Raw genomic sequence first — 12,942 nt, forward strand, 5'->3', positions numbered from 1 at the left:
CCTCCCCAGCCACCAACCTGTACTGAACCTGTCGCATCTTCCCCGTCCTTCCCGCCCCAGCCTCAGGACTGTCATAAACCGGAAACCGTCGCACCAGCGCATTTTCCACCACCGCAAACTCCTCTTCCCCCTGATACCCCTCCGCCATTTTCGCGTTCTCACTAACGGCTGGAAGGTAAATCTCACTCAGCGATTTTTTGCGGTTGGCCGAGTAGGCAACCAGCTCCCCCGACATCCCGCGCCCGGGTGATCGGGCGAAGATGTAAATCTCCGGTGAGCCATCGCGATCAAGGTCGGCAACTTCCGCGCGTGCGATGTTGCCGGTGAGCGGTCGAGTGATCTCCGAGTTGTCGATTTCCAATCCTTGAGGCGAGATGCGCACTACAGGATTCCCGTCGACCCATTCCCCCTTCACATGAAAACGTATGCCTTGCAGTTCAAGAGTCTGATCAAACGGTTGGGCGCTGTCCGTCGGGGGACTGAGGTTCAATGAAAGGCTGTAATAGGCGACCTCGTTGCGCCGTGCAGCGTTGCGCATGAGGTACACCTGAACCGTGTATTGGCCATCGACGGGCAAAGGGCCCATGAAGTGGTTGCCCATGATCGATCCGTTGAACAGCGCATAGTCGGCCCCCTTGGTGGTGATGTTGAAGTAGGCGGATGCGTTGGAAGGCTTGAGGTCGGCGGTCAGTATCTGGCCTGCCTTTGCACTGACGCGGTACTGCGCGGTGAGTGGGCCTTTGATCGAGTGCTTGAACTTGACGCTATCGGCGCCTTTATCGAAAGGGACATGCTCGACACGAGGCGCGAGCTCGGTGACGGCGTGTGCAAACGTGGAAACCACGGCCAACAGAGCGGCGTTGATCCAGAGGTTCATGTTTTATTCCTGAGAGAACCTGGAGCGAAAGGATAGATAAAACCCAGCGAGTCTGCGAAGACACAAAACCGACAAACGTCACCTGTGAGCAGATGCTGCACTGCTAGGCTTGCCTACTCTGTCGCTTCCCTTCAGGAGTCACGGCCATGAGTACTGCACTGGAAACCGTTCTGTACACCGCAAAAACACACACCGTCGGCGGCCGCACCGGCACCGGCAAGTCCAGCGATGGCGAACTCGACGTCACCTTCAGCTCCCCCGGCTCGGGCAAGCCCGGCACCAATCCGGAGCAACTGTTTGCCCTCGGCTATTCGGCCTGTTTTATCGGCGCTATCCAGGTGGCGGCGGGCAAGATGAAAATCAAATTGCCGGAAGATACATCGGTGGATGCCGAGGTCGATCTGGGTAAAACCAGTGGCGGGGATTTTCAGTTGGCGGTCAGGTTGAACGTCAATATTCCCGGGTTGGACGCTGGGGTGAAGCGTGAACTGGCTGAGGCTGCGCATCAAATCTGCCCCTATTCGCGGATGACGCGCGGGCATGTGTCGGTTGATTTGAAAGTGCTTTGACTCCCGCCCACACACACACACACCGAATTGCCTTTGTGGGAGTGAGCCTGCTCGCGATAACCATCGTTCATTCAATATGGATGTCGACTGACACGCCGCCATCGCGAGCAGGCTCGCTCCCACAGGTGGATCAGCTGTGTGGTGAAGTTTTTGGCAGCTCGAAGTTATCCAGCATCCGATTCACCGCCAGTTCCGCCAGCATCACAATCTGCTGAATTGCCATCGCCGTATGCCGATGCGGCCCTTCCAGATACCCCGCGAAATTACTCGTCATCACACTCGCCGAAGCCAAGGACTCACAGGCATGCGCCAACAGGTCTTCATCCATCATATCCGGCGAGACGAAAAACATCGTGCTTGGCTTGCGGGCCACGGGTGATTTGAGGGCGGAGGGATTGAGGTAGTGATTGAGCGCTCGGTCGGCGGCGTCGTTGAGCTTTTTGGAATCGGGGGATTCGTAGGGGGAGACGTCATCCGCGGCAGGCGGATTTGGGGTTTCTTTAATCATGGCAATATCGTCCTTTTAAGTCATTGGAGCTGCCACTCTTCCGATTCCACTCGAATAGGTGGCAACTGTGCGCGGGGTGGAAAAACCGAGATAAACGGACAAAACCCGGCAGACCCGAGGGTCTCCCACGCACAGCCGCCATAACTTGAACCTGCGGCCGAAATAAAGCGCCACAGTATGCCATGGGGACATGTTTGTTTATCTTCGGGTTTCCACACCCGATCGCTGATATGCAGCGACCGACAAAGCCTATCCACTCTGCTTCCCACACAACAACCGTCAAAACCTGTCGGAAACAATCCCCACACTCACGAGAGCTGTAGGACCTGTCCCTTGCTGACACTAGTTCGAAGCCCCAACCCCAAACTTCAACCCACCCCAACTCCAATCCTTCGACTGCTTCGTATAACAGCCCGGCTGATTGGCAGGCTCGGCATCACAGGCAATCCGCCCGTTCTTGCTGGTGTCGGTGGTGCGGTCGTTGTAGTACGCACAACCGGACGACAGGGAGAGGGTTAACGCGACAATCAGCATTTTGTATTTCATGGCGCCATCCTTGGGAGAAGTAGTACAGCGTAGGTCTGATTGTGTTGAACCGTCCAATGAAGTTACAGAGTACAACCCGGTCGATTTCATTGTGTGCTTGATAGGATGCTCCCAAAGCCTGACGGCCAGCCCGTCTGTTCGATCCAGTGATCGACGAGCGTCCGGATGCCATCGATAAGCTATTGCGGCGGGGCGAAGCTGTGCTGCATGTCTACGATCAGGAGGGCTTGGCGCATGGGGGGGGCGGGGTACTCAGGCGAAGTAACGCATTCTGCTTGCGCGCTCGCATGTAAACAAAAAAACACCCGGTGCAGTGCATCGGGTGTTTTTATTCTTGAGTCAGGAAGCCAGGGCTCAGCCTTGCCTGGAAGATGCTGAGCTTTGGATCATTCTTCTCTCTTGGGTTTGTTATTGGCGCACCGCATAAAGCTCCATTTGGGCTTTATACCGGTTCGGAACTGCGAAATCGACAACGGCAAAACCACTGTCGATCAAGAGTGCAACGAGTCAGTCGCGACTGAAATTATGGTAATGCTCGATTTCCAACCAGTAAGGGTTGGCTTTCTCCGCATCCATGATTTTCCAGCTCGAAGAGGTCAAATCAGGCAGGCTGATAACAATCACTCCGCCAGGGCGAAGTACTTGCGCTGCTTTGCGTAAGGCTTCAAGCGGGTAAGGCATGTGTTCAAGAACATCCATCATGGACAGTACATCGGGCACGACCTCAAATTGCAGTGTCATGAAGTCATGTTGCAGTGCATTGAAGCCCAGGTTCTGAATCTGGCTGACGGTTTCGGCGCGGGCATCCAGGCCTATTGCCGAAAACCCGTAGTCTCCGGCCGTCATGACGAGCGCGCCGTCGCCGCACCCCACGTCCACCCAGACCGGCCGGCTGACCTGATTCACTACCGCCCCAAAACCACCCAGCAACCCCACGACCTTATCCACTACAGGCGCCCAGATAGCTCGCTTGGTGTCATGGTAGAAGAGAGGGCTGCAACATTCAGCCGATGACCTCCGTTGGCCACTGCTGCAAGGCCTACAAGGAGGCGATTCCCTATGGCTGCTCGGTTCTTGAGTGCGATAACGCGCAAGCTGCTGCGAGGCAGACCTTGAAGCTGGGCCAGCACGTTTTCTTCAAGGATGTGCCATGACTTCCATCTGGCTGCTCATCCTTTGTATAGGGGTTGTACTCGGTCGGCAGGACGCCGGAGGTGGGATTTGACACCGGGCAGTCACTCCGGCGTCATCATTACCGCAAGCGTCATTTTGATGAACTCTTCATTCTTGTCGATAGTGTCCATGGCGCCGCGCACGTTATCGGCAACGTCGGCCGATCCGCGCTGCTCGACCCAGTTCGACAGCTCCATGATGGCAGCCTCAAGGGCGAGCTGGTTTTCATTGAGCTTGAAGAGCAGGGAAGGGAGTAGGTCTGAGTTCGGCATGGGATTTCCTCCGTGTCGTAAATCAGCGTAGCAGGGAGGGAGTGGGACGGCAGAACACCGGAGGAAGGAGTTGCTGAAAAGTCGCTGAGGCCTGTATGAATCCACAACAACCTTCAGCAACATGTGAAACTCCAGATGCAACAAAGCCCGCACTGGGCGGGCTTCGTTGGTGTCTCAATTGGTGGAGCCGGGGTCATTTGAACTTGCACAAAAATCACCAGTAAACATTGAGGTTGGAGTGGTGTGGTGATTCGAGGGATACATGTAGGGATACACGCTGGCGTATGCTGCCCTCAAACGAGTCTATGTTCTCATCGGAATTGCTTCGGCTCAGATTTTCGGTGTGGAGCTCAATCATGAGTTAGCCGGTAGCCACTGAAAAGGCAGCAAACAGGACTGGCCACCACTTTTGACAGACGTCCGTTATGTCAGACGCAAGCTCAGTAATTTTGGTCGCTTTCTCTAAGAGCGAAATTGCGACCGTATTACGCCGGGCATCTTTTGGCGCAGCAGACTCCTTTGCCACAAAGCTTAAGATCTCCACCAGCTCGTTCTTCTGATTCCGAGTTAAGTCGCCGCTCTGAAGAATTGCCTCCGACAAACCTTTCACTGTTTCGGCAAGCCCCTGCTCACCGTTTTGCATCAGTGCTGTGATTGACTGATCAACCGTTCCGATGGACCCCGTGTTGATCGTGCCTACGACGCTGTTATTGACTGAAATATTGTTCAATTTAGTACCTGCTACAACAACGGGGCGTGGACGGGGAGGGAATTTAGGACCGTCTGGTGGGAAGCCGGAAATGGATGACATTTCATCATTCAGGTAGTTGATCATCCGCTCACTGTTCTCAAACTCTTGCTGTCGAATCTGGGTGAGTTTGAAGTAGCAGTCTAGGCAAAGCGGAACGTTGTTTTCCCCTATCTGGTACATAGCAGGGGTGGCGCATTGGCAACATTTCATGTGCTCCTCCGAGAGCTAACATCATGGGTCGACTGATGATCCAGTCCAGAAACCTCATTACTCAACAAAGGCTAGCGATACCCAGGATAAGGCCGATAACACCAAGAATGAGCCCGGTGCCACCAAGCCACGCCGCCAGCCGAACAACTACTTGAGGGTGGCCAACGCAAGCGCGGAACTGCCCAATCCAGGAGTTGCTGGCACAGACAGTTAACGATACTTCGGTTCGCGGAACAATTTCGCCTAGGCCGCTCCTGTACCAGGAGCCTATGACTAGTGTTTCCTCCGGTTTTGTTATGGTCCGCCGGGGCGGTTGGTTATAGGTTTTGAGAAAGTTGGCGTCAATTTGGAGGGCTTCGCAGTAGACGCTTTTTTTAGTATTTGGGTTTGTGATTTTGATCACGCCTCTAGACGGTAGGGAAGCATCCTGCAACCACACCCAGCCTTGATGGGCATGTTCTTCTCGAGCACTAAATATTTCCATGACTAGCCATCTCTCCTGCCATCCGTCAAAACCTTAGCTCGCTGTGTGCAGCTTAAGTAAAGCGAAGATCCACTAGACCGTCTGCCTATTTGCTTCACAGCACGCCATTGAGGGTGAACGTCTGAAAAAAAAACGCCAGGGCCCCTGAGACATTCCTAAGGAAACGGGGGGCGGAAACACGCGACATCGTGATAGCGGCAGCTGTACCAGCTTACTGAAATTTCAACGTTGAAATTGAAAGGATCTTGATGCGAAAAGGGCATCGTTACCGGAACGGTAATGGTTCCCCATCGTGTTTATGATAATGAACGATGGACCCATTCAACTCGGTCAGGCGAATAAACCCAGAGGCCACTGATGTCTCCTTGCTGGGCTACCTGCTTCTCGTACTTCAGTACACCAAACAAGTCGACATCGCCTTTGAATACCTTAAACCAAGGCTCGCAAACCAATCATCCAGAATCAAAACCCACGACGTTGCTAAGTTAGTTAGGCACTGGGTTGATTTCGCTTGATTTTACTCCGCTTTTAATTCCGCTTGATGGATTTGTAGTGCTTTTTCCTGTCGTGCTTTTTTTGACTTTGGTTTTAACAGCAGTTGTGGTTTTCTTTTTAAGCTTCTTTGTCGCTACCTTCTGAGCAACCTTAATACGGTGCGCTGCAGATTCAGGGATATGTAGGAGTTTAATCCCGTATCCGTATGAAGTTATAGTCTTTCCGCAATTTTGAAGCGTTACTTTGCTAAAGAATGGGATGTCTAGGCTAGAGGAGTTCTCGCCATCAATTATTGCATATACGATATCGTTTCCTTTAGCCTCAAATTTCTCTGGTAGCGCCGGGAAGCCTTGTTTTGCTAGCTGCTTATTTACATCCTTAACGAACTCAGACTCACGAACTAAAAGCGTAGAAGCAACTAAGCCTTGAGCAAACAAGTGGCTAAGATTAGAAGATCCTCGTCCTCTCTTTACGTGAATGAATTCCCCTCTCTCGCCTCCGCCTTGCTTCTTATAAATATCACAGACCTCAATCTTGTCATAGCTGCCGCCAAATCTAATTAGCTGCCGATCAAGCATTGCATGAGTGGACGACGCCTGAGCACATACGTACTCATTGTATTCTCCTTCGCCGGAGTGATCATATTCCACAAAAGGAATAGCAAAGACTTTCTTGTCAAGATCAGAGTAATATTTCTCAACAGATGCTTGGAAAGATTCTTCTACGCCAAACCAGCTTCCGGCATGCAAGATAAACAGCTTCGCCTTATGCTTTATCTCAGCATAAATACACTTGAAGGCACTAAATCTCGCCGATATCCGCCCATCAGTGTGAATCATATAGATATCACGACGTTTAACAGTTTCTAGCGTCGCATCACGTCGAAAAGTATCGAGGAACTTTTCAAGATACAGAACTTCCTGTATATCCGTGCCCTCGGCTTCCGCCCGATAGGAAAATCCAGCCACATTACTCCAGTCGACAATATCGGGGATTGCAAGCCACATATTATGCTTGTCGGAAGATCTCAGTGCGTTCCAAAGCTGCGCCTCTAGCTCTTCAATGACATCTTTGTCCTTTACAGGAAGTAAATTTTCGACCCAGGAGAATTCACTATTATGGCCATCGACACTTCGGGACAAATAGTCCTTAGAAGCAGAGCGATCTAGCAGCGTCGTAAATAAATTTGCTAATCCTGCAAGTTCTGCAGGAACTGAAGCCTTAAATGAGTCAATTCCAGCGATTAATGGTCCAAGAACATCAGAGTATTCAGGCTTTGTAAATCCTACCAATCCCCTCAACAGATCCTGCTCAGCATTAATCATGTAGTCAGAGACTGAGGACGCCTTTATAGTTTGCGTCCGGCTTATTCTTGGGGATGCATCAAAAGTCTGCCGATCAATTGAGGCAATTCTGTCTGGCGAAACGCTATTTAGCACAACCCTTATGCCAAATCTATCTTCTATCAACCGCGATTCAATCATGTGCCGCCCATGTCCAAAGGCGATCGCGAACTGTCTTGAGTTATGAGTCACTATGAGAAGAGCGGACACGCTTTTATTTGTCCAACTCTTAGTTTTTACGCTCTCATTCAACCCCTGGGCGATGAATTCAAGCCAATCAGGTGTAGTTTCAAGTATTGGCTTCCGAATGAAGAGAGTACCGTAAATCCCCTCGGGGCCGAGGAGGTGCTTTTCCGTCTGAATTTTCTGGGGTTTACCGCCTGATCCTATTGGGCTAGCAATTACTTCTTTATCGTCCCATAGGATTCCATTGTTTTCTTTCAGCAAATAGACGTTTAGCGGTATCTTTTTCCCGTTCCCTTTTATGCTCATCGCTCCTCCTAAGCGCAGCGATAGCCGCTGCTTGGCTAACTCATGCTAAAAGTGGCCCATTGCCATCCATTGCAGAGTACCCTAGGCCTCTGTCGTTTGCTAATGAGTCCAAAAGCCGATCAGTTCTGCTAACTAGGAAATTTTATTGCATGCTGCAGACACACTCTCCGCACGCGCCCACCCTACCTGCCGCGATTGTCCGTCATCCAATGTGTGACTGATTTCAAAAAAAGGGGGAACGGGGGAACAGTGGGAACAGCCAATGTTTCCGGGGGCTTGAGCGGGGGAACTTGTACCCCAGTGTTTTTTTGGGGGAACAGAAATAGCCAGAAGGGTGGAAAGATCGGCTGAGAAGGCAGCTGATCAGCAAGACTAAAATGCCGCATAGTCTCCGCGTTGGAGGGGGGCGTTTTGAGGAATGACACCCCCGAATACTCTCGTTGTAATTGGTCGAAATTAAATGACGGATTACCTCCGCGTTTAAAACGCGAGAGTGAGCGCGAGATATCACCGGTAAAGACTGACGGATACTCGAGTTAACCAGGTCAAATGCTTAGTTAACCGGGCTACAGGCCACGGCTCCCAAGGCTTTCAGCCCAGTTAACCAACCGAGTTAACCAGTTAACCTAGGAGTTAACCGAGTAAATCAGTCGGTTAACTCCTAGGTTAACAGCCTGAAAGCCCCAGCCCACTTGGCTCTCAACCGATTTAACCGATCAATTCAAGCGGTTAACCAGTTAACCGAGTGTTATAGTCGGTTAACTCCTTAGTTAACCGCTCTGAAAGCCACGGCCCGCTTGTCTATCAGGCGAATTGAAGGATAGTCGAGTTAACCCGCTCAAATGCTTAGTTAACCGGGCTACAAGCCACGGTCCGTAAGGCTTTCAGCCAAGTTAACCAACCGAGTTAACCAGTTAACTAACTTTGACGGGGTGCCGCTAACGAATTTGCGCGAGTCTTCGCACCCGTCTTTCAACCACAGTGCCAGGGTCCCCGGTGTGTCTCTGGAGAGCATTAGTGTTTGGTATGGCTCTGTGTAATTGCATCGCAGATGACCGACCGTCTCAATATGTTGCCGCGGAGCGCCGTTTGCATCCGAAGTAACCAATCGCATAAACCTGCCAAAACTGACTTTTAAAAACTTTCCCTCACAACTCATCCCCCTCGTCGGCGGGAGTAGTCCAAGAGCCGTTGATATCGCTCGTTCTGGGTCAGTTCTGGTGTCGTCTGCACGATTAAATCCAGACATTGTCCCAGCTCACGAGGAGCCCATGGCTGATCATCGATGACTAGACTCAGCAATCGCAAAGCATCTCTTGGAAACCGACCGCATAACCCGGACTTCTGCAATAGATGCACTACATACTGGGGATGTTCGATCGGGTGCAACCAGTCTTGGACTGCCGCCAATGCGGCGGGAAACTCAGAGCCTGCTGCAATGATCAATCGAATGAAACACTCTGCAATGCGCGGAGTCGCGAGTTCGCGGGATTTAGGCCAAACGTGCAACCAGAATGGCTGAATGCGGTTCTTCCAGTACTCTTCGCGTTGATCACCGGCCCCTTCAAGGGCCTGCGAGAGAGCTTGTGCAGACTCCTGTAGTCCCTCTAGGGGAAGAACTCCAAATGCAGATTGGAACTCCTCCATTGTGTAGCCATCAATTGGTCCTAACGCCGCATAAGTCAGAAAGGCCGCGAACTGTTGGGCATGCTCGCCCAAATCGGCGTAGTGGTGTGCAGTTTCAAGGAACTGTGATTTGAATGCGATCAGCAATGGCCGGTACAGACGGGGCGACCACAAAAAGCCCTCCCATGCGTCTCTAGCCTCTACCGGATTGATCGTCCAATTAAGCAGCGGTAACAGGTGTTGCTCGGTCCACGGGCGATCTACGCGGAAAAGCGCGATCAATCTCGAGCCTAGCAGCACCCTGCCGTGACGGAACCGATCCACCCGAACATCACAGAGGTCAGTAAAGAAGGGCTCGATTTCGGATGGAAGCCGATCGTTGTCGTTCGGCTCACGCTTGAACCAAAAGTTCAGCAGGGCCTGCGTAACGCGACCTATTGGGTGATTAATCGCCTCGGTCACGGGTTCGTTGAGCGGTTCTCCATTTCGTGTCATACCGGAGCCAGCTTCCAACGGCAGATTTAACATGCGACGACATAGCTCCAGGAGGATGACCTCATGTCTATTGATCGACTTGGAAACGGCCTCTAGCCACTGCGCCACACCATGCGCAACATCGAGGAGCACAACATCTGGCATTTTCTGCATCAGTGGAGCTGCGTATTGCCACGACCGCAACACCCGGCCCTTTTCGCTCCAAACTTGCAGCGCTTCCCGCCATCTTTCCGGCGGCCATTTGCCCTCTTGTGCCAAGTCGCTCAACGCGAACAGGCTGTTCATTAGATGCTTTCGACATACCTCGCGCCAAGTGTCTTCATAGAGGGGACGGCGATCGGGTAGTGGCTGATTGAGCCAATGAGCGAGTTCGTGTCGTTTGTGTGGCGCAATGTCTATATCTCGGCGCTCCTCGTAGTCAGGGTCGCCGGTACCACTCATCCAATGTGAGAACTCATCACGCTCGTTAGTCGCCAACTGCCAATTCGGATTAGCACGGGAAAGGTCTTCCAAGTGCGCTGTGGCAGCTGCGCCCAGAGCGAGCCCTGACGCGTTAAGTTTAGACAGATGTAGCCATACAGATCGATTGACCAAACTTTGCCAACGACCCAGTTCAAGTTCCTCTTTGTACATCTCGCGTGGCGGACCAGCCAAAATTGCGGTCTCCAGTCGATCCTGGGCAGGCTGTGCCAATCTGTGACCTTGCAGTACCAGAAGCCGCAATACCTCTCGCTGCGTATCCATTGTCCACAACCACCAAGTTCCATCGGCCAGCAGCCAGTCCACCCACTGCTCGGGAGCAATGCAGCCATCCTGGCTGCTGGCGAAGAAGGCCAGGCGCTTGAACGTTGGATATGGAAGTTCGAACCATACCTGCGCGATCCGTGTCGCGCGGACAGTATTAACATCGCGAACTGCTAGCCACGCATCGCGAAGCAGTTCGATAAGCGAAATCCAGTCGCGAAAGCCGCGGTTTTGCCAATGCGGGCTGATAGAAGGCAGGTCCCAATATGATCGGTCGCTACGATCGTCGGCCTCGCCTAGCTCGCACAGCAGGTCAAGCGCATCGCGTAGCAATTGCTGGATGTCTTCCAGTAACGACGGCAAAGCTGATTCCCAGCCGTCTTCTACACGGTCTCGAAGCATTGCGGTAACGTGATCTGCGGCCAGCACCAGTTCCCAGTCCACCAATTGCCGAAGCGAGTTGGGCTCATCGATGTTATTTGATTCTTCGCCCCACCGCAGTGGCTTCCTCAATGTCACCCTGGGCGCAAACAATTCACGAAATTCGAGTCGCAGAGTGGCTGTCAGTCCGTCCCGCTTCAAGCGATCCTTCCAACGGTACAAATCAAACTCGCGCCATGGCGACTTTACCCGGCCACTGAGAAGTAGGCGCCACAAGGTTCGCATCAATGGTCCAGGTATGGCATTAGGTGCGTGGCTGCGAATTTCATTCAGCTCCGTTGTTTTACCTTCGCGCTCCAAGCGAGAAAATTCATTCAACCGTTCGTCAATCAGCCATGACCAACGGTCATGTAGTTGTCCACCTTGCTGCGCGCTCCAAATAACCAACTGCGGATCATTGAGGTGCCTGACCAGCCAACGGGCGAGCTGATACATAACGTCGTCCCACTGAGAGCTCGAGGCACCGCCGGATACCAGCATCAGGGGTGGTGCAAGTGGATATGGCGCTGGGCGGCGGACTAAGCTGAAACGCAACTTGGTATCAGGCTCGTTGTGCGATGGCACTCCAAAGCGGGTGAGATCGCCGTGTAGGTAGCGATACTGATCGAATGCATCAAGCAGCCAATCTAGTGATGGGACGGGGTTGAACGTCGCGAACTGTCGAGCTGGCAGCCCGGACTTGTCAGATAACGCCCATAGCATTCGACCAACAAAGTCATCCTGTCTTGTACTGGCCGATGGCCGTGCAAGGGCATGACTAACGACGATACGCTCCTTGCCCATCACGCCGTCACGATAAGTTTCCCCCCACGCGTGCAAGGTGTTGTGTAATGCCGAATGATCAAGGCCTCCGGCAGGAACATCGTATAAGATAGGTGTAACACCCTTGGCTTCCCACTCGATAGTTTTATGGTGTTCTTGCCCTGGTTCGCAATCACCCAGAGCCCAAGCCTGCGGCGTAATTTCGCCTTGCATTCGGTCGGCGGCTAGCGCATCCATCATGTAACGCAGTACCGGATCATTGATGCTGTATCCGACGAAACACACCACATAGTTGCGGAATAGTTCGCTCACAAAGCGAGCGGCCCAACGTTCCGTGAGATATGCCAGTCCGAAATCACCACTGGTCATCACCAATCGGTTCAATGCCGTGTCATCCACCTTTCTGGGTAGTAGGCCGTGCAGGTACACCAGTCCGTTCCAGCGACTGTTCTTCGGAATAGGCAACATCGGCGCAGAGTATTCTTGGAATGCTTGCCCCGTACGCTTGGCTGCTGTGTCGAATACGCGGTCGAAGTTGGTGGTGACGAGTCGTAAAGCCCCCTCACGACTGCGTGCTAACCTCAGCAAGGCTGCATGAGTTTCTGTCGCACCTTTGCGATTTAACTTGGGCTTCAGAGCTTGTGCCAAGGCTTGTCGGACGGTGAGGCGCTGCCCTGGTAATCGCCGCTCCAATAGGTCGAGCGTGGCATCAAACTGGTCGCGGTCGAAAGCCTGCTGCTCGATGGCAGAACGCGTGGTGCCCGTTCGCCGATAAATCTGCTCTACCAGTCCCTTGAAACCAGGCAGGCCCGCTGGATAGGAAATGCCCGCGCCACAGAAGAAAACTACGCGACCTTCCTCATGAGCCCGCAATAGTTCATCGGGAATATCTGGCCCATTAGCGACAAATTGCATTCCCTTGCTCTCCCTTAAATTCGTTTGGTGGCATCGCGAGATCTTGGCGACGGTTTATGTAGCATGCATTTGGGGATTCGCCTATCCGCACTAGCGAACTTCCCACGGTTCTTCTCTTGAAGTGTTAAATCGAGCTGGCGAACCAAGCGGGCACTACAAATTCGTGATATGCCGTTCGCCATGATGAAGGGACTACACAGCGGTGCTGACGGCGCCCCCTGATTCTCAGGTAGCGAGTG

Annotated in this window: 9 protein-coding genes; 1 reads left to right on the top strand and 8 read right to left on the bottom strand. The window is 52.6% G+C overall.

The annotated features are described in order from the left end of the window. The coding region (locus KGB06_RS12865; RefSeq protein WP_223516263.1) for a hypothetical protein at positions 1–877 on the bottom strand (877 nt) is incomplete at its 3' end. A gap of 146 nt (positions 878–1,023) precedes the next feature. Here KGB06_RS12865 and KGB06_RS12870 point away from each other — a divergent pair. Beyond that, positions 1,024–1,446, top strand: coding sequence for an organic hydroperoxide resistance protein (locus KGB06_RS12870; RefSeq protein WP_223516265.1), 423 nt, complete (start codon positions 1,024–1,026; stop codon positions 1,444–1,446). Positions 1,447–1,576: 130 nt separating this feature from the next. On the opposite strand, the gene KGB06_RS12875 is transcribed toward KGB06_RS12870, so the two are convergent. From KGB06_RS12875 to dsr1, 7 genes are all read right to left on the bottom strand, one after another. Continuing rightward, positions 1,577–1,954, bottom strand: coding sequence for a DUF6124 family protein (locus KGB06_RS12875; RefSeq protein WP_223516267.1), 378 nt, complete (start codon positions 1,952–1,954; stop codon positions 1,577–1,579). A gap of 342 nt (positions 1,955–2,296) precedes the next feature. Further along, positions 2,297–2,500, bottom strand: coding sequence for a hypothetical protein (locus KGB06_RS12880; protein ID WP_223516268.1), 204 nt, complete (start codon positions 2,498–2,500; stop codon positions 2,297–2,299). Positions 2,501–3,007: 507 nt separating this feature from the next. After that, complete coding sequence (locus tag KGB06_RS12885; RefSeq protein WP_223516270.1) at positions 3,008–3,436, bottom strand: class I SAM-dependent methyltransferase; 429 nt, start codon at positions 3,434–3,436, stop codon at positions 3,008–3,010. Positions 3,437–3,735: 299 nt separating this feature from the next. Beyond that, entirely contained in the window at positions 3,736–3,945 is a 210-nt protein-coding gene (locus KGB06_RS12890; protein WP_223516272.1) for a hypothetical protein, read from the bottom strand. Between the two features lie 361 nt (positions 3,946–4,306). Next, positions 4,307–4,906: a hypothetical protein gene (locus tag KGB06_RS12895; RefSeq protein ID WP_223516274.1), complete on the bottom strand. Its 600-nt coding sequence runs from the start codon at positions 4,904–4,906 to the stop codon at positions 4,307–4,309. A 969-nt stretch (positions 4,907–5,875) separates the two neighbouring features. Continuing rightward, positions 5,876–7,720 (bottom strand): DUF6119 family protein, encoded by a 1,845-nt coding sequence (locus KGB06_RS12900; RefSeq protein WP_223516276.1) that lies wholly within the window; start codon positions 7,718–7,720, stop codon positions 5,876–5,878. A 1,155-nt stretch (positions 7,721–8,875) separates the two neighbouring features. Continuing rightward, the gene (gene dsr1, locus KGB06_RS12905; RefSeq protein WP_223516279.1) at positions 8,876–12,703 is read right to left on the bottom strand and encodes an anti-phage defense-associated sirtuin Dsr1; all 3,828 of its coding nucleotides are present in this window, start codon (positions 12,701–12,703) and stop codon (positions 8,876–8,878) included. Positions 12,704–12,942: the final 239 nt, after the last annotated feature.

The organism is Pseudomonas sp. GL-B-19, from assembly GCF_019956415.1.
Taxonomy (GTDB): domain Bacteria; phylum Pseudomonadota; class Gammaproteobacteria; order Pseudomonadales; family Pseudomonadaceae; genus Aquipseudomonas.

What these genes read in the sequence shown, in the direction of transcription:
- KGB06_RS12870 (WP_223516265.1), top strand. Translation starts at nt 1,024, where the DNA reads ATGAGTACTGCACTGGAAACCGTTCTGTACACCGCAAAAACACACACC.
- KGB06_RS12875 (WP_223516267.1), bottom strand. Translation starts at nt 1,954, where the DNA reads ATGATTAAAGAAACCCCAAATCCGCCTGCCGCGGATGACGTCTCCCCC.
- KGB06_RS12880 (WP_223516268.1), bottom strand. Translation starts at nt 2,500, where the DNA reads ATGAAATACAAAATGCTGATTGTCGCGTTAACCCTCTCCCTGTCGTCC.
- KGB06_RS12890 (WP_223516272.1), bottom strand. Translation starts at nt 3,945, where the DNA reads ATGCCGAACTCAGACCTACTCCCTTCCCTGCTCTTCAAGCTCAATGAA.
- KGB06_RS12895 (WP_223516274.1), bottom strand. Translation starts at nt 4,906, where the DNA reads ATGAAATGTTGCCAATGCGCCACCCCTGCTATGTACCAGATAGGGGAA.
- KGB06_RS12900 (WP_223516276.1), bottom strand. Translation starts at nt 7,720, where the DNA reads ATGAGCATAAAAGGGAACGGGAAAAAGATACCGCTAAACGTCTATTTG.
- dsr1 (WP_223516279.1), bottom strand. Translation starts at nt 12,703, where the DNA reads ATGCAATTTGTCGCTAATGGGCCAGATATTCCCGATGAACTATTGCGG.